The organism is Ruegeria sp. R14_0 (genome assembly GCF_017743975.1).
Taxonomy (GTDB): domain Bacteria; phylum Pseudomonadota; class Alphaproteobacteria; order Rhodobacterales; family Rhodobacteraceae; genus Ruegeria.
On record NZ_JAGHRC010000004.1, the window covers coordinates 39,493 to 62,388 of the forward strand.

The 22,896-nt window shown below is 59.0% G+C and carries 17 protein-coding genes; 7 read left to right on the forward strand and 10 right to left on the reverse strand.

Annotated features, from left to right (window positions below):
- The first annotated feature begins 74 nt into the window (after positions 1-74).
- Both J7416_RS12655 and J7416_RS12660 read left to right on the forward strand, forming a co-directional pair.
- The gene (locus J7416_RS12655) at positions 75-974 is read left to right on the forward strand and encodes a LysR family transcriptional regulator (protein WP_209225125.1); all 900 of its coding nucleotides are present in this window, start codon (positions 75-77) and stop codon (positions 972-974) included.
- A gap of 57 nt (positions 975-1,031) precedes the next feature.
- Entirely contained in the window at positions 1,032-2,078 is a 1,047-nt protein-coding gene (locus J7416_RS12660) for a proline racemase family protein (RefSeq protein ID WP_209225126.1), read from the forward strand.
- Positions 2,079-2,275: 197 nt separating this feature from the next.
- Here J7416_RS12660 and J7416_RS12665 read toward each other — a convergent pair whose 3' ends face one another.
- From J7416_RS12665 to J7416_RS12685, 5 genes are read right to left on the reverse strand one after another with little or no spacing between them, the layout of a single operon-like run.
- Positions 2,276-3,523, reverse strand: a complete 1,248-nt coding sequence (locus tag J7416_RS12665; RefSeq protein WP_209225127.1) for a Coenzyme F420 hydrogenase/dehydrogenase, beta subunit C-terminal domain — start codon at positions 3,521-3,523, stop codon at positions 2,276-2,278.
- A 13-nt stretch (positions 3,524-3,536) separates the two neighbouring features.
- The gene (gene cysQ / locus J7416_RS12670) at positions 3,537-4,307 is read right to left on the reverse strand and encodes a 3'(2'),5'-bisphosphate nucleotidase CysQ (protein WP_209225128.1); all 771 of its coding nucleotides are present in this window, start codon (positions 4,305-4,307) and stop codon (positions 3,537-3,539) included.
- An 11-nt stretch (positions 4,308-4,318) separates the two neighbouring features.
- The gene (locus tag J7416_RS12675; RefSeq protein WP_247744274.1) at positions 4,319-6,076 is read right to left on the reverse strand and encodes a bifunctional sulfate adenylyltransferase/adenylylsulfate kinase; all 1,758 of its coding nucleotides are present in this window, start codon (positions 6,074-6,076) and stop codon (positions 4,319-4,321) included.
- 12 nt (positions 6,077-6,088) lie between these two features.
- Positions 6,089-6,844 carry a sulfotransferase family protein gene (locus J7416_RS12680; RefSeq protein WP_209225129.1) on the reverse strand — a complete coding sequence of 252 codons (756 nt, stop codon included), beginning with the start codon at positions 6,842-6,844 and terminating at the stop codon, positions 6,089-6,091.
- Between the two features lie 3 nt (positions 6,845-6,847).
- Positions 6,848-7,564: a hypothetical protein gene (locus tag J7416_RS12685; protein ID WP_247744275.1), complete on the reverse strand. Its 717-nt coding sequence runs from the start codon at positions 7,562-7,564 to the stop codon at positions 6,848-6,850.
- Here J7416_RS12685 and J7416_RS12690 point away from each other — a divergent pair.
- The 4 genes from J7416_RS12690 to J7416_RS12705 all read left to right on the forward strand — a co-directional run bounded on the left by J7416_RS12690 (position 7,538) and on the right by J7416_RS12705 (position 15,162).
- Entirely contained in the window at positions 7,538-8,683 is a 1,146-nt protein-coding gene (locus tag J7416_RS12690) for a LysR family transcriptional regulator (RefSeq protein ID WP_247744276.1), read from the forward strand. The genes J7416_RS12685 and J7416_RS12690 overlap by 27 nt on opposite strands.
- Positions 8,684-8,812: 129 nt before the next feature.
- The gene (locus tag J7416_RS12695) at positions 8,813-10,321 is read left to right on the forward strand and encodes a trimethylamine methyltransferase family protein (RefSeq protein WP_209225132.1); all 1,509 of its coding nucleotides are present in this window, start codon (positions 8,813-8,815) and stop codon (positions 10,319-10,321) included.
- A gap of 4 nt (positions 10,322-10,325) precedes the next feature.
- Positions 10,326-12,743, forward strand: a complete 2,418-nt coding sequence (locus J7416_RS12700; protein ID WP_209225133.1) for an FAD-dependent oxidoreductase — start codon at positions 10,326-10,328, stop codon at positions 12,741-12,743.
- 4 nt (positions 12,744-12,747) lie between these two features.
- Positions 12,748-15,162, forward strand: coding sequence for an FAD-dependent oxidoreductase (locus tag J7416_RS12705; protein ID WP_209225134.1), 2,415 nt, complete (start codon positions 12,748-12,750; stop codon positions 15,160-15,162).
- 42 nt (positions 15,163-15,204) lie between these two features.
- On the opposite strand, the gene J7416_RS12710 is transcribed toward J7416_RS12705, so the two are convergent.
- From J7416_RS12710 to J7416_RS12730, 5 genes are all read right to left on the reverse strand, one after another.
- The gene (locus tag J7416_RS12710) at positions 15,205-16,464 is read right to left on the reverse strand and encodes an aminotransferase class V-fold PLP-dependent enzyme (RefSeq protein WP_209225135.1); all 1,260 of its coding nucleotides are present in this window, start codon (positions 16,462-16,464) and stop codon (positions 15,205-15,207) included.
- A 19-nt stretch (positions 16,465-16,483) separates the two neighbouring features.
- Complete coding sequence (locus tag J7416_RS12715) at positions 16,484-17,497, reverse strand: glutamate cyclase domain-containing protein (protein ID WP_209225136.1); 1,014 nt, start codon at positions 17,495-17,497, stop codon at positions 16,484-16,486.
- A complete protein-coding gene (locus J7416_RS12720) occupies positions 17,498-18,760 on the reverse strand; it encodes a hypothetical protein (protein ID WP_209225137.1) in 1,263 nt (420 codons plus the stop codon). It lies immediately after the preceding gene.
- Entirely contained in the window at positions 18,757-20,241 is a 1,485-nt protein-coding gene (locus J7416_RS12725; protein ID WP_209225138.1) for an aldehyde dehydrogenase family protein, read from the reverse strand. The genes J7416_RS12720 and J7416_RS12725 overlap by 4 nt, the downstream gene beginning before the upstream one ends.
- Positions 20,242-20,355: 114 nt before the next feature.
- Entirely contained in the window at positions 20,356-21,732 is a 1,377-nt protein-coding gene (locus J7416_RS12730; RefSeq protein ID WP_209225139.1) for an aminotransferase, read from the reverse strand.
- 106 nt (positions 21,733-21,838) lie between these two features.
- On the opposite strand from J7416_RS12730, the gene J7416_RS12735 reads away from it, so the two are divergent.
- On the forward strand, positions 21,839-22,765 hold the full coding sequence (locus tag J7416_RS12735) for a LysR family transcriptional regulator (protein WP_209225140.1): 927 nt from the start codon (positions 21,839-21,841) through the stop codon (positions 22,763-22,765).
- Positions 22,766-22,896 lie beyond the last annotated feature (131 nt).

The window sequence follows — 22,896 nt, forward strand, 5'->3', positions numbered from 1 at the left end:
GGGTTATGTTGCGTGCTCTGTCCAATCAACAGTATTTCTATTTATGATGGATAAGGAAATCTTAAGGTTGCACCATGAAGCTCAACGCCCCCATGAACGCTCTCAAAGCCTTTGAAGCTGCGGCTAGAACCGGGTCATTCACCGCGGCCGCGGCCGAACTGGGTGTGAGTTCGCCAGCCGTCAGCCAACAGGTAAAGCTGCTGGAAGACTTTTGGCAGCAAGCGTTGTTCATTCGCCAGGGCAACCGGCTGTCGTTAACGGATGCGGGGCAAACAGCTTATCCGCAGCTTGCCCAGGCCATGGCCAGCCTGGCGGCCCTATCGGCGAAAATGCAAAGCGAGCAGATCAGAAAAACCCGACTGGTGCTGAGCGCGCCTCATTCGGTGGTGGAAACCTGGCTGCCTGGCAAACTTGCACCGCTGATGCGTGCAGAGGAATACACGCCCATTGATGTGCGTGTGGATGAAGACCCAATCGACTTTGCCCGCGATAAAATCGATATGAGGATATTCTTTGGCCATGATCTGTACGGCGACTTTCAGGTCCACAGTCTTTTCGCAGATCACCTGATCGCAGTTGCCAGTCCGGATTTCATCCGCCAATTCGGCGCGCATCTGCAGGATATGCCGGATAAATTTCTGATCCACACCCATTGGGGCAGTGGGTTTACTTCATCCCCGAATTGGGAAGCCGCGTTGCCTGTCGGTAAAACCATCAATCGCGATCTGGGTATGTCGGTGCGCACCAGCAGCGTCGCGTTGGTTTTTGCACGCCATGGCTTTGGCGTAGCATTGGTCCCGGCGGCAATGGCGGCTGATGATCTATATGCGGAAAGGCTTGTGCAATTGGACAGCCCTTACTTGGAATTGCCACGTAGCTATCGTTTGGCTTACCCAAAACGACTGCAGTCCCACCCGACAATTGTGCGCGTGCTGGGTGCTTTGTCACACTGGGCGGACCAATCGAAGCGATAGACACTCCTTTCGTTCACTATGTCTCCGCAGCTGCGATTTCGGAACCACAAGCAGCGCTTGGCGGCCATTCTGGTTAGGTTCGAACCTATTTTGCCTTGTCAGATCTGCAGGTTTGGAAGATGTCTGTCGAGTGGGTGGGATGATCAAATGACACGCAGTGCCAACTTCAATGAAACAACGGCAATCGATGTAGAACTCGCTGGTGACATTCTTCGGGTGGCTATTGCCGGGTTGCCCGAAATTGCGTCACGCAACGCAACGAAGGCCCTGGCGGAACTGCGTTTGAATCATGAACCGTTTCGGGACTTTCTGAATTTACCGCCGAATGGAAACCCTCGCATCAATTCCTGCCTCCTGTATCCACCATTTGAACCGAGCGCGGACGGCACGCTTTTTCTGGCCTCCCGTTTTGCCTACGCACCGTATGCCGGAACCGCGCTTATGGCTGCGGCAACGGTTCTTGCAGAAATGCGGAACTTGAAAAGAGCCGCTGGTCAATGTCGCGTTAAGTTACTGACCGCACACGGTGTGATGAGTGTTGAACTAAACCGGACAGGCAATTTCGTTACGCAAGCCAAATGGTTTACGGCCCCTCCTGTGATGTTGATCGCCGAAGCGGAATTGCTCATGAACGCAGGTGATGCAATCCCGGTCTCGTTGGTGGATGCGGGCCTGCCATATTTGATTGTGGGTGCAGACGAGATGGGTTTGTCGCTGGGTGATTATTCCAGCCTGTCAAACGCGGCAATCGAGCTGAGCGCGGCAGCCGGCAAGCAGTACCCTCTGTCCCGATTAGGCAATGTCGAGAGTTACGACACCTACTTGGTCATGTTCTTTTCCCAAATCGCGGACGATCACATCAAAACTGTTTGGGTTTCCGACAAAGGGGAGGTTGCCAATTCAGCGGGCGGCACTGGTGCTCTGTCCGTTCTGGCGGCGTGTGAAAACAGTGGAAGGGTGGCCCCGGGACAATCAACCCGTGTCGAAGCGCCGGGCGGTGTTTTCGAGTGCCAGATTGAAGGGGCCCAAGCCACGGTCGCTTCGGACGTTAGGATCATTGCAGAACATAAATTTCGATTGGGTCATCCAACGCTGTGTCAGTGATATTGCCAAGGTCCGCTCGGCCCACTTCGCGTTGGATGCTGAGGAAAGAACTTGCTGGGCACACCTAAAGAACGACAATGCAGAGTCGCCGTTCACGTGAGCAGCCTTATCGCGCCGGTCCAATTGGATTGCTAATGCATCATCGCCCTGGTTTGTTTTGCATTTGGTGCATTCCGACCCATCAGTCGTAGAATTCGTTATCCTTTAGCGCGCTTAAATGCCCCTTCTTCCTGGTCCCGGTTCTGAGTTGTCGAGTTCTCACGATAAAGAGCATCCAAACGAAGCCCAATGGTTTCTGGAACCAAGCTTCCGGCACGACGAAGCCCATCAAAGCGGGCGCGCATGTTCCGCTTTTTGGCAACCTGATGGGGTTGGGTCTTGTTCATGAATTCAATATCGACCGGCCCGCCATCTTCAAGAAACCCGGCCGCCGTCGCAGCCTCCAACAACTCGGCCCCGCGCCGTGTACGTGCAATGATCGAATTGGTGCCCGGGTCTGTGGCCGAGGCTTCTCGGTCCGGCGAAGCGGCGGGCCAAGTGTCTGCCGCTGCGATGTCGGCCCCTTCACCGATGCCATCCGGACAGATCTTGCAGCGAAATGGCAGCGACCAGCTGCTTTCATCTTCCCCCCAAAAATCGAGGTAATGAAAATCCCGTCGCGTCCCATCCGTCGTTTCAATCGTGGTGGGCCCCGGGCAACCGCGCCCGCGGTATCGCAGAGAGGAAACCTGGTTCCGGTCAATTCCGTTATCGGACAGGAAACGTCCCATTGCCTCATCGGGCATAAACCCGCCGCAGACCGGGGTCAGCATATAGCGGATCAGCCGGTCAACTCTGGCGTCCTGATGCGCAAGGTTGCGGATGGCGTTTAGATCGCAGGGCTTTGCCACTACGGCAAATGGTTGTTCACGGTCCAAAGCCGCAATCAGATTGATCAGCGGGGCCGTGGGGCCATAACGGGATCCGGCCCCTGCCATAACCTCATCAACTGTCCCGGAAATCGTGGCTGCCCCAAAGCTTGGCGCATCCTCGGATGCCTTGACATGCAGAACAAAGGCGACCCGGCCGGATTTTAGCAGGAAACGGGCGAGCGCTGTTAGCACCCCACCCGTTGACCCTTCGAAGCGAACCTCGGGCTCGCCAGCCCAGCCAAGCGTGAGGCTGTGATAAGGGCCCCAGACCAAGTCGTGATAGGGCGCAGCCGAAATCTCAGCTTCGGGGATCGCCTCACATCGGGTGCCCGGGCAGGTGGCATAAACGAGATCAACGTCAGCCTCATCTAACGTGGACTGAATGCGGGGTCTCAGCTCACCACTTTCATCCTTGTTTATACGTACCTTTTCAGGGCCCAGGAGCGAGGCGCACAGCCCGCACCCGATGCATAACCCATCCGTTACAATCCGTTCAAAACGCGCGTTGGTATCCGTGGCGGTCATCTGTTCCATGTAAACTTGTTCGTTAAGTTGGGTTCAACTGTCCCCACGCAATGAAGGCGCCATTGCGATAGTCCGGCTTTCCAAACGTGAATTCGCTGTTGTCCGGATTGGTGACGCGGCCACCTGCTGCGGCCAGAACCGCGTGGCCTGCGCCGGTATCCCATTCCATGGTCGGACCAAACCGGGGATAGACATCCGCCTCGCCCGCCGCCACCAGGCAGAATTTGAGCGAAGACCCGATTGAAGTGGTCTGGTCGATGCCGTGATCGTTCAGCCAGGCGTCCGTTTCCGCATCGCGGTGAGAGGCGCTGGCGACAGCGACAGGGCCAGAGTACGGAACATCGCGGACGCGGATTGGTCGAGACACGCCTCCACTGGATTCTTCGGCTTGCTGACCGACCACGCCGACAAACATCCGGTCCAGCGCTGGCGCATAGACGATCCCGAACACCGGTCGGCCCTTGTCAATCAGCGCGATATTCACCGTGAAACTGCCCTTTCCATCGCGTTTCAGAAACTCTTTGGTTCCGTCCAGCGGATCGACCAGAAAAAACGTCTCGGGGGCGGCCAGTGCATGACTGGCCGCGTTTTCCTCTGAGATGACAGTGACGCTTGGGGCGGCGGCGTGAAGCGCGGGGAGAATTATCGCCTCCGCCGCCGCGTCCGCTTCTGTGACCGGAGAGCCATCGCCCTTGAATTCGGCCTCAGCGGGTTTTTCATAGACCTCCATGATCTTGGCACCAGCTTCGCGGGCAACGGGGATCAAAGCAGCCTTTAGTGCGTCAAAGTCCATAGCTTGTCCTTTCACCAGTTGCCCGAGATCAGGCCCATTTGTTCCAGCTTCAGGATCACCTGATGGGCGCAATTATCCACGTCGGTGCCTTGTGTCTCGATGCGAAGTTCCGGGTTTTCAGGCACATCATAGGGGTCAGAGATGCCGGTGAATTCCTTGATCTTGCCTTCACGGGCCAGCTTGTACAGCCCCTTGCGGTCGCGTCGCTCACATTCCTCAATGCTGGTGGCAACGTGAATCTCGACAAAGGCACCAAAGGCTTGGATGTCTTCGCGCACGGCGCGACGAGTCGTAGCATAGGGTGCGATAGGCGCGCAGATGGCGATTCCACCATTCTTGGTGATCTCACTGGCCACATACCCGATACGGCGGATGTTCAGGTCGCGATGCTCTTTCGAGAAACCCAGTTCGGAGCTGAGGTTCTTACGCACCAGATCGCCATCCAACAGGGTCACGGGACGCCCGCCCATCTCCATCAGCTTGACCATCAGCGCGTTGGCGATGGTGGATTTGCCGCTGCCCGAGAAGCCGGTGAAGAACACGGTGAAGCCTTGTTCAGCCCGAGGCGGTTTGGTCTTGCGCAACTCGGCGACCACTTCGGGGAAGCTGAACCATTCCGGGATTTCCAGACCTTCGGCCAAACGGCGGCGCAGTTCGGTCCCCGAGATATTCAGGATAGTCACCTTGTCCTTGTCTGCGATCTCGTCATTGGGTTCGTACTGGGCGCGTTCCTGCACATACACCATGTGCTTGAAGTCGACCATTTCACAACCGATCTCGCCCTGATGCGCACGGTACATTTCTTGTGCGTCGTAAGGACCGTAGAAGTCCTCACCCTGGCTGTTTTTGCCCGGGCCCGCGTGGTCGCGACCGACGATAAAGTGCGTACAGCCGTGATTGGCACGGATCAGCCCATGCCAGACTGCCTCGCGGGGGCCAGCCATCCGCATGGCCAGGTTCAAAAGACTCATCGAGGTGGTCGAGGCCGGGTATTTGTCCAGCACCGCCTCGTAACAGCGCACGCGCGTAAAATGGTCTACGTCACCCGGTTTGGTCAGGCCTACAACCGGATGGATCAGCAGGTTGGCTTGCGCCTCTTTGGCGGCGCGGAAGGTGAGTTCCTGATGCGCGCGGTGCAGCGGGTTGCGCGTTTGGAAGGCAACAACTTTCTGCCAACCGACTTTGCGGAAATAAGCGCGCAACTCGTTTGGTGTATCTCGCCGTGCTTTGAAATCGTAGTGCACGGGTGTCTGGATGCCGGTCACCGGGCCACCCAGATAAACCTTGCCAGCAACATTGTGCAGGTAGTTGACGGCCGGGTGAGCCTGATCATCGGCGCCAAACACCTTCTCGGCTTCACGCGCCTTGTCCGGGGTCCAGCGGTCAGTCACGGTCATGGTCGCCAGAATGACGCCTTCCTGATCGCGCAGGGCAATGTCCTGACCCAGCTCGATGCTATCGGCAAAGTCTTCGCTGACATCCAAGGTGATCGGCATCGGCCAAAGAGTGCCGTCAGCCAAACGCATGTTTTCGACCACGCCATCATAATCGGCCTCGGTCAGGAAGCCTTTCAGCGGGTTAAACCCGCCATTCATAAGCAGTTCCAGATCGCAGATCTGACGCGGGCTCAGGTCATGGCTGGTCAACTCGGCTGCTTCGAGCTTCAGCTTCGCGGCCGACTCAAAGGATACATAAAGCTCTGGGATCGGGCCATAAGGCATCACTTTAGCAGGGCGCGGAACCGCCGCTGTTTTGACTTGTTTGTTCATTTTGCAATCTTCTCAGACAGTTTCCGACACGCGGATGCGGTGCTTGTACAGGTGGTCGTAGTGGGGTTTCATCCGGCGGTGCACACGGCGCACGCGTTCGGGGGCATCGGCCACTTCGATATATTTGCGTTTCTGAGGTTTAAGACCGGTCGACTGGGCCAGGTTGGCATGGAAAGATCCACCGTCCCACCAGCTGTGCTCGGACGGGTCGCCACCAGCTTCCCATGTCAGCGCCTCTTCTATGAAGGGGATGCCGACAGAAGCGCAGAACGCTGCAGTGACACCCTTGGGGTCTTCCAGCAAATCGTCGCTGTCGATAACCGGGGGCGTTTTGCCGCCGTCCAGCGCAGTCAAAAGGTCAAAGAGCGCGCGCTGTTCGGGGAAGCCGACCTCAAGCTCATCAAAATCCGGCCACTTGTTGTACATCGACGAAATGGTCTTGGCGGGGTCACGGATCAGGAACGCATGGGTGAAATGCGACAGGAATTCCGGATTCCACATGTGGTTGATGTAGTGGGGGAAGTCCTTGATAAAAACCGGGCCTTTTTCAGCGCGCGCTTTGATGTCGTCCCACACGCTTTCCAGGGTCAGGCCGGGGGTCGTGACCTCCCCCTCTTTGAAACGCGGCCACATCGGGTCCTCGCCTTGGTACCAGGCTTCGCCAAAGGGCTCATGCAGACAATCCAGATCACCGCGCTGGCGCATCATCCATTCAAACGCGGTCGAGGTGGAACGGGGAATCCCCCAAACAGCTACAATCTTGTGCATGTCTTATTCTTTCAGTGAAGAGAGCAGGCTGCCCTGCTGGGTTTCCGGGGCCAGGCCTAGGGTTTTGAAAATGCGCCAGTAGAGCGCGGTGTCATGACCGATGACCGGCTTGCCGAGGCGTTCTTCCAGCTCGAATTCATAGTGAACCGGGCGCTGGGCGATTCCGTCGGACGGGCGGCGATAGTTGCTCATCCCGTTGATCAGATAGGCATCTACGTCAGGGGCTTTGTCGGCGGTGTAGTCGAAGGATTTGTAAATCAGCTCTTCGTCAAAGCACCAAATGCATTCATCGACCGCTTCCTGACTGTCGAACCACCCTTGGTTGAAAAAGTTTCCGGCCCAGACCACATCAAACCCGGCTTCTTTCAGAAAACCCACGGTGCCCTGATACCAGGTGTCTCTGTGGTAGCAGGCGTTGAGTGCGACCTTCTCGACATTCTGATCGCGGAGCGCCTCGACCATGGCATAGCCTGCCATATGGAATGGGGTTTCGTATTTGTCGCTGAGCATCTCGCAGTGCTGGCGGATGCCTTCAACGCCCAAACCGCTGGCATGGACCCAGTTCGATCCGACCTGCCCGCAGACATCGGCACCGTTGTTGGCCATACACTCCATAAAGTCTTCGAGCATGCCGAAGTTCTTTTTGCGCTGATCCAGCCGATGGGCATAGTCCGGCACATGCAGCATCCAGCCATGCGCGCCCACGCTGCGCGGGGCCATGCGCAGGAAATCGGACGGGGCCGCATCAAAATCATGCGGAGGGCAGGTAAACCCTACTTGGTGGGGGAAAAGTTTGACCTTGGTATCGGCCCATTTCGGGGGCTTCGTATAGTCTTTCACGGCTTACCCTATCAGCTTCAGGATTCGAGTTCTGCAGGTGAAGATGGCGGCGAAGGCATGCTTTTTCCATTGCTTTCACGTGCTCACAGCCATATCAAAAATGATATGGTAAATCGCAGATACAGTATCCCGTCGCTAAGCTCGCTTGTCGCATTCGAAGCGGTTGCTCGGCTGAGGGGCTTTGCGCGTGCCGCAGAAGAGTTGAATACATCGCAACCGGCAATCAGCCGCCATATCCGAAATTTGGAGATCAGGTATGGTGTCGCGTTCTTTCATCGCGACAAGAGTCCCGTAACGCTTACCTCCAAGGGCAGTCAGTTCTACGCCGGAGTCGTCCAGGGCTTTGATGCATTGCAAAGCGCGGTCCAAGAATTGAAACAAGTAGACAATCGGGTCACGCTGGTTTGTTCGCACTCTGTCTCGCACCTGTTGTTGATGCCTCGATACGGCGATCTTCGGAACGCTTTGGGAAATGAGGCCGAACTGCGGGTCATGACGGCTGAATACAACCTGGTTCAGGCTGCTATCGATTCCGGTGGCGATATTGTGTTCGGGTATTCAGAAACAGCGCCCGATACGGAACATGTAGTGGTTTGCGCAGAGCAGATCAAACCGGTTGGCACGCCTGAAATGGTCCAGCAAGCAGTCGACGCTTTGTCGGGAAAATGTGAAGCGCCACCCCTTCTTAGGCTGCAAAAGGAAAACTATGGCTGGATGGACTGGATGGACTGGTGGCGGGCGCATCCAGAATATGCTGATTGGCCGATTTCTGAAGAGTTCGACAGTTATGTCTATCTGTTGGAAGCCGCAGCTTCGGGTAAGGGATTGGGTTTGGGATGGCGAAGCTTCGTCGACCCCTATCTAGCGCGTGGCGATTTGGTAGAGATGCCCGTTGAGTGGCATTCGACATCCACAAAGGTCTATGCTCGGCTAACGCATTTTGGACAAAAAAACCTTGCGGCAAAGAAATGCCTGTCTTTGTTGGCCAATCTTCAATGAAGGTGATCGCGAAACCTATCTGGTGGTTCAGCGTGAAAACAATTCACAAAAAACCGAAAATAATGGAATTGAGCTAATAATGTGCCCTTCATAAGATGCGCGGGAAAAGACATCACTGGGGACGCGCTCATGCGGCGAACACGAACAAAACGGGCGGCAACATCCGCCACGCCACAGATGACGTTGCCGCCGGTTGGTGGCCGTTTCATGCCGCTGGACGACAACAAGCTGACGCATATCACTGATACGGCCTTCGACATTCTCGAACGGATTGGTGTGTCAGGCGCGCCGGACGATATTCGCAAACTGGCGCTGGAAAACGGGGCGACTTCGCGGGAAGACGGGCGCATTACTTTCCCGCGTGCCTTGGTCGAGGATGTGATCGCCAAAGCTTGCAAACGAGTTGAACTGCCGGGATTTGTCCGCGATCACGGCATCGAGATCGGTGGAGGTCGAGTGCATATCGGAACCGGTGGTGCCGCCGTCCAGATTCTGGATGCTGCGACGAACACGTTTCGAGACAGCACCCTGCAGGACCTCTATGGCCTGATGCGGATTGTGGATGCCAGTGACAGCATCCATTACTCCCTACGTCCGGTGGTGGCACGCGACTTGGAAGACCCTCTGACGCTGGATATCAACACCGCCTTCGCGGCAATGAAGGCGACCTCGAAACCCATTGGCACCAGTTTTTTTGAACCGGCCAACGTTGCGCCGGTGATCAAAATGTTTGATGAGGCTCTGGGCGGTGAGGGGGCGTTTCGGGCGCAGCCTTTCTGTTTTGCATCGGTCTGTCATGTGGTGCCGCCGCTGACTTTGGCCGAAGAAGCATGTGGCGTGATGCAGGAATGTGTACGCTTGGGGATGCCGTTGCAAATCTGTTCGGCAGCACAGGCGGGCGCAACCAGCCCCGCCTCACTGGCGGGGGCTTTGGCGCAAGGGCTGGCCGAGTCGCTGGCCGGTTTGGTTCTGGTCAACATGATGCAACCTGGATTTCCGTGCATCCTTGCCTTCCTGCCTTTCATTTCCGATCTGCGCACCGGCGCCATGACCGGCGGCTCGGGCGAGGCTGCGGTAGCCAATGCCGCCGCCGCGCAATTGCTGCTGAATCTGGGTCTGCCTTCGACCGTTTCGGCGGGGATGACCGATGCCAAGACAGCAGACGCCCAATCGGGTTACGAGAAAGGCTATACCATCGCGCTGGCCGCGCAGGGTGGGGCGGATATGATCAACCTGTCCGTGGGAATGCTTGGGTCGATCATGGCCGCCAGTAAAGAGGCGCTGGTCATCGACAACGATATGTGCGGGGCAATTCTGCGCACCGTGCGCGGGGTCGAAATGTTCGAAGGTTCCATCGACCTGGGTATCATCGAAGAGGTTGTGACCGGTGAAGGCCATTTCCTTGGCACAGCCCAGACACTGGACCTGATGACCAAGGAATATGTCTACCCCTCGCTTGGCGACCGTCAGAGCGTCAACGACTGGCTGGAAAGCGGGGCGCAAACGGTCTGGGACCGCGCCATCGCCCGTGTTGCCGAGATCGAGGCGCAGCCCGCTCCGTCCCACCTGCCTGCCGAGGTCGAGGCCGCCCTGCGCACCCGTCTGCCCATTCATCTGCCTGAATTCCCGAAAGACTGAACCCATGAAAAGCCAAGCCAAAGTTGTGATCATCGGGGGCGGTGCGGTTGGTGTCTCGACCCTCTACCATCTGGCCAAAGCCGGTGTGACCGACACCCTGCTGATCGAAAAGAACGAGTTGACCAGCGGCTCGACCTGGCACGCGGCGGGCAATATCCCGACCTATGCCAATAGCTGGGGAGGGATGCGTGCGGGCAACTATGCGTGGCGGCTGTATAAGGACCTGGCCGAACAGGTCGATTACCCGATTACCTACCGCCACACAGGTGCCTTCTGGCCCGCCCATACGCCGGAACGCATGGACCTGTTCCGCCACCTCGTCGGAATCTCGAAGGGCTTGGGCTATGACATGGCGATGCTCACCCCGTCTGAATTGGACGAGATGCATCCCTATTTCCGTTCGGGCGACAGCATCATCGGCGGGATTTTCGACCCCTATGAGGGCGACGTTGACCCCTCGCAACTGACCCAGGCGCTGGCCAAAGGCGCGCGGGATCAGGGCGCGGCGATCGCGCGGTTTACCACGGTCACCGGCATCAGACGCCGCGCTTCCGGCGAGTGGGAGGTGCAGACCGACAAGGGCGACGTACTCTGTGACATCGTGATCAACGCCGGAGGCTATTATGGTCGGCAGGTTGGCGAGATGGTCGGTCAAAAATTGCCCGTAGTCACGCTGGAGCACCAATACCTGGTCACCGAAAGCCTGCCCGAGCTTGAGGCCAACCCCGAGAACTTCCCGCTCATCCGTGACCCGGACATCATGTATTACCTGCGGCGCGAGCGGAACGGCTTGCTGCTGGGGTCCTACGGCCATGAAGGTCGCCCGGCGTGGCTGGACGGGATGCCGGATTGCTTTGCCAACCAGCTTTATCCCGACAGCGTCGATGACATTGCCGAAATCCTCGAAGCCGCGCTGGAACACGTCCCGCTGCTGGGCGAGGCGGGTGTCAGTCGCTTTGTAAACGGACCGATCCCCTACAGCCCGGATGGCGCGCCGCTCTGCGGTCCGGCTTTCGGCCTGCCGAACTTCTACCACGCCTGCTGTTTTCCGGTTGGTATCACCCATTCGGCGGCTGCCGCGAAAACCCTGGCCGAATGGATCACCGAGGGCGAAACCGAATGGGACATGTCCTTCTGGGATCCACGCCGCTTTGGCGAAGAGTGGGCGACGTTCGACTACACCGTCAAACGGTCCAGCGAACTGTACGAGCATCAGTACGCGATCCCTTACCCCCACCGGCTATGGAAATCAGGCCGACCCGTGCAGACCACGCCGCTCTACGAAACGCTAAAGACTAAAGGAGCGGTGTTCGGGCAGGTCGCTGGCTGGGAACGTGCGTTCTGGTTCCAGACTGATGCGGTGAAAGATAATGGCCAGCTCAGCTTTCACCATGAAGTCTGGCACGACGCGGTCAGGGCGGAATGTGAGGGTGTGCGCGACAATGTCGGCGTGATGGATCACGGCGGTTTTACCCGGTACGAGGTCGAAGGACCGAAAGCCACCGAGTTCCTCAACAACGTGTTCTGCGGCGCGATGCCGTCGGTTGACCGGGTCAAACTGTCCTACATGTTGACGCCCAAGGGCAAGATCTGGTCGGAAGCCACGATTGCGCGGTTGGATGAGAACAAATACCTGCTCTGCGGCCCCACGCTGGCCGATCAACGTGACCATGACTGGATGTCCCGGTTCCTGCCAGACGAGGGCGTGACCCTGACCCGCGGCTCTGACTTTGACGCGGCCTTGATGGTCATGGGGCCGAAATCCCGCGATGTGCTGCAACCGCTGACCAAGGACGACCTGTCCAAGGAAAATGCACCGTGGATGTCTGTTCGTGAAATCACCATTGCCGGCGCTCCGGTGATCGCCCTTCGCGTGTCCTATGTGGGCGAGCTGGGCTGGGAACTGCATACGCGCAGTGACGATCTGGTCAGTGTTTACAACGCCGTCATGGAGCAAGGCGCGGCTCACGGTATTGTCGAATTCGGCTCCTACGGGCTGAATGCCATGCGGTTAGAGAAAGGTTACCACGGCTGGGGTGCGGATTTTGGTATCGAATACACCGCCTTTGACGCCGGGCTGGATCGCTTTGTCAGCAAGAAGAAAGACAGCTTTGTCGGGCGCGAGGCGTTTTTGGCGCAAGCCGAGCAGCCGAAGGATTATCACTTCACCGCCTTCGTTCTGGACGGCCACGGCGCAGACGCCCTGTCCTCGGACCCAATCTGCCGGGATGGCAAGCCGGTGGGTTATGTAAGCTCGGGTGGCACCGGGTTCCGCATCGGCAAGCGCATTGCCTTGGGCTATTTGACCGAAGCGGCGCAGCCCGGTGATATGTACCAGATCGAAGTGCTGGGCGTGCCCGTCAACGCGACCGTGTCGACGGTGCCGTTCTACGATCCTGAAAACGACCGCTTGCGGGGGTAAAACTATGGCGAAACCCCTTCCGACCGATGTGCAAGTGGCCATCATCGGTGGCGGCATTGTCGGCTGTGCTACCGCTTACCATCTCGCCAAAGCGGGCTGGTCCGTTGCCCTGTTCGAGCGCAAGAAACTGACCTCGGGCACCACGTGGCACGCCGCCGGGCTGGTCAGCGAAACGCAAGGTGTGCCGGTCATGTCGGCGCTGGCAAAATATGGCCTCGACCTGATGGACAGCCTTGAGGATGAGACTGGCCAGAACACCGGCTTCAAACGCAACGGCTCGATGACCGTGGCGCTGACCGAGGCGCGGATGGAGGAACTGCGCCGCAAGGTCGACTATGCCCATGGCTGCGGATTGCGCGCGGAAGTGATCAGCCTGACCGAGGCACAGGACCGCTGGCCGCTATTGTCCGTTGAGGGCGCAAAGGGCGCGTTCTGGTTCCCTGGCGACGGCTACACCAACCCGATCGACACCACGATGGCTCTGGCCAAGGGCGCACGGATGAACGGTGCGCAGATATTCGAAGACACCAAAGTCACCCGCGTCGTCATCGAAGGCGGGCGCGCGGTCGGCGTGGAAACCGCCGAAGGTTTGGTCCGCGCCGACCATGTGGTCAACGCCACCGGCATGTGGGCGCGAGAATTCGGCCTGACCCACGGGGTGCAGATCCCGCTGCACTACACCAACCACTACTACGTGGTCACTGACCCGATTGAAGGCGTGACCTGTGACTTGCCCGTCCTGCGGGTGATGGATGAATACGCCTATTACAAAGAAGACGCAGGCAAGCTACTGATTGGCTGCTCTGAACCCAACGCGACCCCTTGGCTGCCTAAGGATGGCCTGCCCGAGACGTTCGAGTTCGATGAGCTGCCCTGCGATGAAGAACACCTCTATCCCATTCTCGAAGCCGCGATGGAGAGGGTTCCGGTTCTGGCAGAATCGGGCATTCGCAAGTTCTTTAATGGGCCGGAATGCTTTACCCCGGACGCCAAGCACTATTTGGGGCCTGTGCCTGATGTGACGGGCTATTGGGTCGCCGCCGGGTTCAATTCGACCGGTATCCAGAACGGCCCTGGTGCAGGCAAGGTACTGGCCGAATGGATCATGGCCGGTCATATGACCATGGACCTGACCGATGTGGACAGCCGCCGTATCGTGCCTGGCCTGAACGCGCGCAGCTATACCGCGACCAAGGCCGCCGAGACGCTGGGTCATGCCTATGCAATGCACTGGCCGTACTTACGCAAAACGCAGGCGCGCGGTTTGCGCCGCACCCCTTACTACGCCCACCTGCGTGACGCGGGCGCACAATTCGGCAGTGCCAATGGCTGGGAGCGTCCCCTCTACTATGGGCGCGAGATGACCGACGGGTTCGGGCGCGAGCCGTGGTTCGACGATTGGCAGGCCGAGCATCAGGCGCTGCGCATTGATCTGGGCTGCATCGACCTGACTTTTGGGCGGTTTATCGTCGACGGACAGGATGCCGAGGCGCAGATGCAGCGGCTTTGCGGGGCCAATATGGCCGTCGCGCCAGGTGCTTTGGTCTATACCCACATGTTCAACCCGCAGGGCAGGATCGAGGCGGATGTGACCGTCGCGCGCCTTACTGCAACCCGGTACATGGTCATGGCCTCGGCCGGGGCGGAGCCGCAGGTAGAATACTGGTTAAAGTCGCAGCTGACGGGCACAGGCGTTTCTGTGGTCAACGTCACGTCTTCCGAGGCCACGCTGGCCCTGATGGGACCGCGCGCAAGGGATTTCCTTGCCGGTCTGACGGATGCGAACCTATCGAATGAGGGGTTCCCGTTCGGCACTTGGCAAGCGCTGCATGTGGGTCACGCGCCGGTCAGAGCGCAGCGGATCACCTATGTGGGTGAACTTGGGTGGGAACTGCATGTCCCCGCAGAGTTTGCCCAACAAGTGTATGAGACGATCATGGCCGCCCCAGATGCCCCACGTCTGTGCGGCGGCATGGCTGTGGATTCGTGCCGGATTGAAAAGGGCTTTCGTCATTGGGGCCACGACATCGGCCCGCATGACAGCCCGGTTGACAGCGGCCTGACATTTGCTTGCGATTTTGCGACCGAGTTCACCGGCAAAGCCGCCATTGAAACCCGCAAATCCGCGGGGGCTACAAGCCGGTTGCTGTCTTTCCGGTTGGAAGACCCAGATGCGCTGGTTTTTGGAAAAGAGCCTATCTTGTGCGATGGCCAGATCGTCGGCCGGCTGACCTCGGCCAGCTATGGCTGGACTGTTGGGGCTGCGATTGGCATGGGCTATGTCACACGCCCCGAAGGGATGGCGATCAAAGACCTTGCCACGCGCAGCTATCAAATTACGGTCGCTGGAAAACCCATCGCAGCAACGGCTAGCCTGCGCCCACTTTACGACCCCGGAAACGAAAGGATGCGCGGATAAAGAACCGCGCATCCCAAAGCTCAACGCTTGACAGCCCTGGGGTCAGCCGTCCTGACCCAGCTCTTTCACGGCAGCCAGAAGGCGCGCGATTTCCTGTTCAGTGTTGTAGTGGCAGAACGAGATACGGATACAATCCGGCAGGCCCAGCGGTGTGAGCACATTGCCTGAATAATGGTCGGCTTTGCGCACATGGGTGCGAATGCCCTGCGCGTTCAGGGTTGCGACCACATCCTCGGATGAATGACCATCAACAACGATCGACACCAGCCCTTCGCGTGCGGGGTTGTCCTCTCCGGCCAGAATGGTGACATGTTCCATATCGCGCAGACCCGGCAAGTTTCCTGTTCCGTTAATGGCCGTGTCTGTCAGGTGGGTCTCATAGGCGTGAATGGCACGGCCAGCGGCCTCGATCCGTTTGCGGGGGTCGGCTTCTTCCGAGACCTCGCCGCCCAGCCAGTCGAAATACGAAATCACATCCGAGACGGTGGCGTAGGACCCCGTGTCGCGGGTGCCAAATTCCCAACCCGTCGCAGGGGCATCAATCAGCATGTCGTGCGGAACAGCACTCAGCTTGTCAGAAATCCACGCAATGCCGTAACCGTGGCGCGAGAAGACCTTGTAGGGCGAGATCGCATAGCCATCGACATTGTAGGCGTCCAGGTCCAGCTGCCCGTGCGCGGCGTGCTGGATGCCATCGACGATGATCATACAATCCGGCGCCACCGCCCGGATAGCTGCCGAGATCGCGGCAACATCCATGCCCATTCCGGTAACGGGCGAAGCGTGCAGGATCGTGGCCACGGCCACATCCGGTGTCATCAATGCGGCGTAGTCTTCGGGCGTAACCAGGCCAGTGTCGTTGTCATGCGCAACATTCACATAGTCCAGCCCGGCAATCTCAGCCCATCGGCGCGCGGCGCTGCGGGTGGCGGGGTGTTCGATGGACGAACCGATCACCTTTGCCCCTTTTGGCGCGGCCAGACAGGCCGTGCGGATCAGTCGGAACAGCAACTCGGTCCCGCTTTCGCCGGCAAAGAATTGACCGCTTGAGGCGTTCATGAAAACAGCCAAATCCTGCTTTGCCTTGTTGATCACATTCTGTGTGCCCTGGCCCGCTGGATTGACGCGGCCCGGATTGTCGGGGATCGCCGCGTAAAAAGCCGATGTCTCGGCAACGGATTTCAGCGTCAGCGCGCCACCGGCGTTTTCAAAGAAGATACGTTCGCCTTGAAACGGGCAGCTGTCGACATGGGCGAACCGGTCGCGAATGGCGTCGATAAGGGCAGGGTTGTCTTGAATCATGGGTCTGTCCTGTGAGTTGTCAGAGCGCGCGGCTGACGACCGAGCGGCAAAGCTCGGCCACCGCAATCTGGCTTTGGCGGGGGAACCCATCGACATTATCATCGACGAGCCCGTGGGTTGAATTGATCAGGCCGTTGGCGACCATCGTGTCCAGCAGCAGGCCTTCACGCTCGGGTGTATGCAGCAATTTGGCATCGGCTGCGCGAGCAGCCATCGCGGCCGCGATCGCCGTGCAGCCCCAGTTCGAGCACGCCGCTGTCACCAGCACATCACAACTGGTCACAGCGCCGATCCCGCCGCCGCAACCGCATTGGCATTTGTCCCCGTAGGGGACATGCGCCTTCACGTGGTCCGCGACCTTGCCCATCCCGATCTCATTGCCGCCATCACCGACAGCGACGACCGGGATGCCGCGTTCGAGCGCCAGATCGAACAGGAAATCGACGCGCGCGCGGCCCATGCCGTAGTCAATCCCACGCATCGAGTGATACACGCCGAATTCATTGCGCCCAACCCGTTCGGTCGAGAACAAAAGATCGGGGTTCAACTCAGCCAGTAGAGTTTCGGCTTGCGCCTGCCCACCTGCGTCATCGGTCGCGTATGGCAACATAACGATCGTGGCGAGGCTCTTGTCAGACTTCGCAATCGCCGCCTGTTCCAGCGTGACCGGAAACAGGCCCGCAGCCTGACAGGTGTTCTGGATGGCGGGCAGCAGTGTTTCTTCGCACAGCATCACGCAGGTCACGTTGCGCGCCAGCACCAGCGCCCGTGCAATCGCCGCCGCGCCCGACGGCCCATCGTTTTCGCCCAAATCCGGTGTGATCCACGCGCGCGAGACCGAACCGGTGGTCAAAACAACGGTCCCGCCTTCGGGCACTGCCATCAACGCATCCGCTGCAGCCCCAACCAATGACCGACCCTCAAGCGTGCGTGCGGCTTCGAACAGGTGCTCGACGCCGCGTTCACCCATATCAATGTTCACAAGCTGGTCCAGCCGGTTGTCCAGCCGAGTGATCAAAGCCGTATCGGCCATTCACGTGTCTCCAAACAGTGTTGCCGCAAACCATGTCTTGTCGTGTAAATGTCGCGCGGTCTGGCGCATTGCCGACATCAAACAGTCAGCCACCGCCATTGCGCCACCCGCGCGCGCAACGGCACCCGATGTCGGTTTGAGCCGGATCGAGACGCGCCCGCCGGGCTGGCCGTGGGTGTTGACCGTGACAATTCCTTTGTCCCGCAGCATAAGCATGCCGACAGCCGCGGTCACTTCGGCGGGCACCAGTTCAGAGCTGCCCACCCCGGCCATGCCCAGAACAACCTCCATCGCGTCCTGTTCGTCGATCTTCGGACCCAGAGCGGAGCGCGTCACGCGGTTCGCCCCCAAAGCTGCTTCCAACGCGTCGGACAGGTCCTGACCATCCTGCGCTTCTTGGATCAGCAAATCCGGTGTGAAGCTTTGCAAGCTTCGCATCGCACCAACGGCCACGGGTGCGCGCGCTTCTATCCCAAGTTCGCTGGCCTTGGCTTGTACCGGGATCAGGGCTGCATGTTCTCCACATAGAACACCGGCACGCGGCCCGGTGAGTCCGGCCTTGTCCGCATTCGTGATCACCAGATCGGCGCCGAATGACAGTGACGCGCCGCCGTCATGCAAAACCGGACGGAACCGCGCGCCATAGGCATCGTCCAGAAAAGTCACGCAGCCTGCTGAATTGCCTGCGGCTACGGCATCGCGCATCAGATCGTCATCCAGCATCGCCAGCTCGGACGTTACGGGCGTAACAACCATAAGCGCAGGCTGATCTTCGGCCAGGACCCTTTGGACACCCGTCAGGTCATGAACTTCGCGCACCTCAACACCTGCCAACCTAGCGCCGCGCGTGACCGAAGCATGACTGCGATCGCCTGCGGGCACCAGCGACAGCACCGGTCGGCCGCCCGCATGGGCAAGAACCGTTGCCACGATCCCGGCGCTGGTGCGGTTGACCACTGCTGCCGCCTCGTGCCCTTGTCCGCCCAGATGCGCGATGGCGACCTGACGCAGCTCTTCCCCGAACAGGCCCGGACCGATCCATTCTTCGCACAGCAGGCTCAGATCGTCTGGTGAGGCCGGATAAAAGCGCAGGTTGCCGGTGCAGATGGCGATCTTGTCAATGCCTTCCCGGGCGACGAAATCCGCCGCAACGCGACCTGCCTGGGCCAGGCGACTCACCTCATCCGCCGAACCCTGCAAAAGTGACCCCCGGGCATATCCCACGCCCGGGTCGATGGCATTCCCAAAGCGGTCGGTGCTCACGCGCCACCCTCGATATTGATGGTGACGCATTTGCGGTAGGTATAGGCCTCCAGCGCGCCCTCAATCGAGTATTCGCTGCCCATTCCGGATTGCTTGGTTCCGCCATAGGACATGCCGGGAATCTGTCCTCCGCCCTGGTTGACCTGAATCCACCCCGCATCAATGGCCCGTGTCAGGCGGGTGATGCGGCTGACGTCGTGGGTGAACAGGAAGGCGGCCAGCCCGTAGTGAGTGTCATTGGCCATGGCGATCACCTCTTCTTCGGTCTCGAAGGGGATGGCGACCATGACCGGGCCAAACACCTCTTCGCGGGCGATGCGCCAGTTGTTGTCGACGCCGGTGATGATGGTCGGGTTGGGACAAAAGCCAGCCGGATCTTCAGTAGGTGTTTCGCCGATCAGGAAGGTCGCGCCTTCAGCCTCGGCCTCGGCCACATAGGCGCGGATTTCGCCATAGCGCTCGGCGTTGACCACAGCGCCCATATCGACATCGGGGTCCAACGCATCGCCCACTTTCAGAGCCGCAGATTTCTCGGCCACTTTGGGCATCAATTCGTCCCAGATGCCCTTGTGCACAAACAAGCGCGACCCGGCGGTGCAGCTTTGGCCCTGCCGCATGAAACGCATCGCATTGGCCACCTGCTGCGCGGTGCTGTCCAGACGGCCATCGGCAATGGCGTCCGGGAAGACGATGGTCGGGGATTTGCCGCCCAGTTCCAGCGTCAGCTTGGCAATGCGATCAGCCGTAGCCTTTCCGATCAGCTTGCCCACCTCGCTCGACCCGGTGAAGGACACTTTGTCAACGCCGGGATGCGAAGCCAGCGCAGCGCCTGCCTCTTCCCCCAGTCCGGTCACTACGTTGAACACGCCCGGCGGGAACAGATCCTCGGCCAGTTCGGCCAGTTTCAGGATTGCAAGCGGCGCGTCCTCGGCGGGTTTCAGCACCAGGCAATTGCCGGTCGCCAAAGCCATCGAAATCTTCACTGCCCCAAGTTGCAAGGGAGAGTTCCACGGGATGATCGAGCCCACCACACCATGCGGCTCGCGCGTCGAATAACTGAACAGACCCGGGCCAAGCGGCAGGGTTTCGCCCTTCTGCTCGACCGCGACACCACCGTAGTATTTCAGCACCCCGGCAGCCCCCATCGCCTCACCGCGCGACTGGGTCTTGATGGCGTTGCCGGATTCAGCAGCCAGTACACGCGCGACCTCTTCGGCGTTTTCTTCCAAACGACGCCCGAGTTCCGACAACAGCTTGCCGCGCTCGCTCGCCGCCAGGGCGCGCCACGCTGGCAGTGCGGCACGGGCGGCTGCGACAGCCAAGTCGACCTCGGTTGACGTGCCGCGTCCGACCTCGCAGATGGGCGCACGGCGCGAGGGGTTCTCGACCACCAGCCGACCTTCGGGCCAGTGCCAGGCCCCGTTGATGTAACTTCCGGCCAAACCCGCGTCGGGCAGTTTCGGTTCCAGGTGTGTCGTCATCCCTGTTCTCCTTGGCAGGTAAGGGCATTCCAGAAATAAGGTGCGCCGCCTAAAGAGGGGGAAACGGCGGCGCCAGGATCGGCTGAGAGCTTGGGTCCGGCCCCGTAAAAGTGATCAGATCTTGGCGCGAACCATGGCCCAAGCGTCATCCAAAGCACCCTTGAACCGCTCGGTGGCGATGTCGATCTCATCTTCGTTGATGATCAGCGGCGGCATAAAGCTTATCCGGTCGCCGATCGCCCGCAGATACAAGCCCCGATCATGCGCAATGTTCTGCACAAGCTCGCCCACTTTCCAAGAGGGATCGAACGGTTCACGGGTTCTTGCGTCTTTCATCAGCTCAAAACCACAGAACAGACCGACGCCGCGCACCTCAGCAACCAGCGGATGATCGGCCAGAGCGTGGCATTTTTCCAGAAACCGGGTTGAGACCTTGCGGACGTGGCCCACCAAGTCGATCTCATTATAGATGTCCAGCGCCTCGAGCCCTACGGCGGCTCCCACCGGGTGACCTGCATAGGTATAGCCGTGACCAAAGGTGCCGACTTCGTCCGAGTTTTTCATCATGTCGGCATACATTTCGTCCTTGAACATCAAGGCCGAGATCGGGAAGAACGCCGCGGACAGGGCTTTGGCGCAAGAGATCATGTCAGGTTCCAGCCCCCAGGTCTGTGATCCCCACATATTGCCCGTGCGCCCAAAGCCACAGACGACCTCGTCAGCCAGAAACTTGATGTCATACTTGCGCAAAACGGCCTGCATTTCACACCAGTAGCCTTCGGGCGGCATCAGCGCGCCGCCGCCGGAAATGGCCGGTTCGGCGAAAAAGGCCGCCACGGTTTCGGGGCCTTCGGCAAGGATCAGCTCTTCGAACTTTGCTGCCATCCGGGCCGAGAACTCTTCTTCGCTCTCGCCGTCGATGTGAGAGCGGTAATAGTTCGGCAGCTCGGTGTGCTTGAACTCGGGCAGTGGCAGGCCGAATTTGGCGTGCATATGCGGCTGACCCGACAGCGAAACCGTGGCCACCGTATTGCCGTGATAGCCGCGCACCCGGCCGATGATCTTGCGGCGGTTCGGTTCGCCCTTGGCGGTGTTCGTGTACCACAAGAGCTTGATCGCGGTGTCATTGGCCTCGGACCCCGAGCATTGGAACATCACCCGGTTCATGTTCCCCGGCGCCATGCCGATCAGCCTTTCCCCCAGCTCCGCCACGCGCGGGTGTGAGCGGTTGTAGAAGGTCGGCGCAAAAGGCAGTACGTCCATCTGCCGTTTCGCAGCATTCGAGAGACGTTCGTTGTGGTACCCCAGCGAGACACAGCCTAAACCGGAAAACCCATCAATGATTTCACGGCCTTCGCTGTCATAGATAAACACCCCTTTGCCGTGGGTGATCATGGTCGGGCCATTTTCGGAATGTTGGCGCAAATTCGATTGTGGATGTACGTGATGTGCCTTGTCCTGTTCGATCGCACGGCGGGCGTCAACGTTCATAAGGGATGCTCCGGATGAAAACCTAGGGCGATTTCACATTTATATTGACTGAATTTCAATTTCGAAGTTTTTTCGATTTGTTGAATTTTCTTCAGGCTAAAATCCCATGAAACCCCTGCTGGATCTCCGCCATCTGCAATTGATTCAGGCCGTGATCGAAACCGGTCGGATCACCGATGCCGCCAAGAAACTGGGGGTCACGCCCTCGGCGCTGTCCCACCGTCTGCGAGAGGCGGAACGCAGGTTAGATGTGCCTCTGTTCACCCGGATGCACAAGAAACTGCGCCGCACCCCCGCGGCAGATTACATGGCGGTGGTCGCCGAGCGGATTCTGAGCGACCTCAGCCGCGCCGAAGAGGATGTGCGCCGCATGAACGCCAATGTGCAGCATGTGGTGCGCCTATCGGTCGAAGCCTATAGCAACTATCGCTGGTTGCCGTCCTTCATCAAATTCATGAAGTCGCGGACCGACGGGATTGATATCCAAATTATGGCCGGTGCGCGCAGTGATCCTGTCACCGGGCTGCTGAACCGCCATCTGGACATCGCGATTATGTCAGGGACTGTCGCGCAAGCCGGGCTGAGCAGCCTGCATTTGTTCGAAGACCCTCTGCTTTATATCATGCCACCCACGCACAGGCTGGCGGGGCGGGAATATGTCGAAGGCAGCGACATCGTGGGCGAACCCTTTATAACATATACAAAAGTCCCTCAGCCGGACCGGGAATTCGCGCTTCTGTTCCGCCCCACCGACAGCTATCCGAAATGGGCCGCAACTGTTGAATTGCCCGAGGCAATTGTTGAGCTGGTCGCATCGGATTTGGGTACCAGCGTTTTGTCCAACTGGGCGCTGCAATCGGCGTTGAATGAGGGACGCATAGTCGCCGCAGGTGTAACCAAAGATGGAATTTCGGTTCCCTGGCGGGCTGTTCTGCGCACGGAAGACGTCGAAGAGGACGACCCTATCCACCAGGTCGCCAAATTGCTTGCCGAATGGTGTAACCTCCCCGGTAACGGGTTTCATGTTGTGTAAGGACACAGCCTGTGGCCGCGCAGTGTTGCGAAATATAGTGTCTTCGCTGAGAATTGCGGGAGTTACCGCGCCAGTCATGTGAATTCCCAACCTTCATGAATTCCTTCGAACAAGGACGATCCTTGCGCCCA

Bases quoted from the DNA above. Each gene is read 5' to 3' on its own strand.
- J7416_RS12675 (WP_247744274.1), bottom strand. From the start codon at position 6,076: ATGAACAAACAAGTCAAAACAGCGGCGGTTCCGCGCCCTGCTAAAGTG.
- J7416_RS12685 (WP_247744275.1), bottom strand. From the start codon at position 7,564: ATGGCCCCGCGCAGCGTGGGCGCGCATGGCTGGATGCTGCATGTGCCG.
- J7416_RS12680 (WP_209225129.1), bottom strand. From the start codon at position 6,844: ATGCACAAGATTGTAGCTGTTTGGGGGATTCCCCGTTCCACCTCGACC.
- J7416_RS12725 (WP_209225138.1), bottom strand. From the start codon at position 20,241: ATGACGACACACCTGGAACCGAAACTGCCCGACGCGGGTTTGGCCGGA.
- J7416_RS12705 (WP_209225134.1), top strand. From the start codon at position 12,748: ATGGCGAAACCCCTTCCGACCGATGTGCAAGTGGCCATCATCGGTGGC.
- J7416_RS12730 (WP_209225139.1), bottom strand. From the start codon at position 21,732: ATGAACGTTGACGCCCGCCGTGCGATCGAACAGGACAAGGCACATCAC.
- J7416_RS12735 (WP_209225140.1), top strand. From the start codon at position 21,839: ATGAAACCCCTGCTGGATCTCCGCCATCTGCAATTGATTCAGGCCGTG.
- cysQ (WP_209225128.1), bottom strand. From the start codon at position 4,307: ATGGACTTTGACGCACTAAAGGCTGCTTTGATCCCCGTTGCCCGCGAA.
- J7416_RS12690 (WP_247744276.1), top strand. From the start codon at position 7,538: ATGCGCGCCCACGCTGCGCGGGGCCATGCGCAGGAAATCGGACGGGGC.
- J7416_RS12700 (WP_209225133.1), top strand. From the start codon at position 10,326: ATGAAAAGCCAAGCCAAAGTTGTGATCATCGGGGGCGGTGCGGTTGGT.
- J7416_RS12710 (WP_209225135.1), bottom strand. From the start codon at position 16,464: ATGATTCAAGACAACCCTGCCCTTATCGACGCCATTCGCGACCGGTTC.
- J7416_RS12695 (WP_209225132.1), top strand. From the start codon at position 8,813: ATGCGGCGAACACGAACAAAACGGGCGGCAACATCCGCCACGCCACAG.
- J7416_RS12715 (WP_209225136.1), bottom strand. From the start codon at position 17,497: ATGGCCGATACGGCTTTGATCACTCGGCTGGACAACCGGCTGGACCAG.
- J7416_RS12655 (WP_209225125.1), top strand. From the start codon at position 75: ATGAAGCTCAACGCCCCCATGAACGCTCTCAAAGCCTTTGAAGCTGCG.
- J7416_RS12665 (WP_209225127.1), bottom strand. From the start codon at position 3,523: ATGGAACAGATGACCGCCACGGATACCAACGCGCGTTTTGAACGGATT.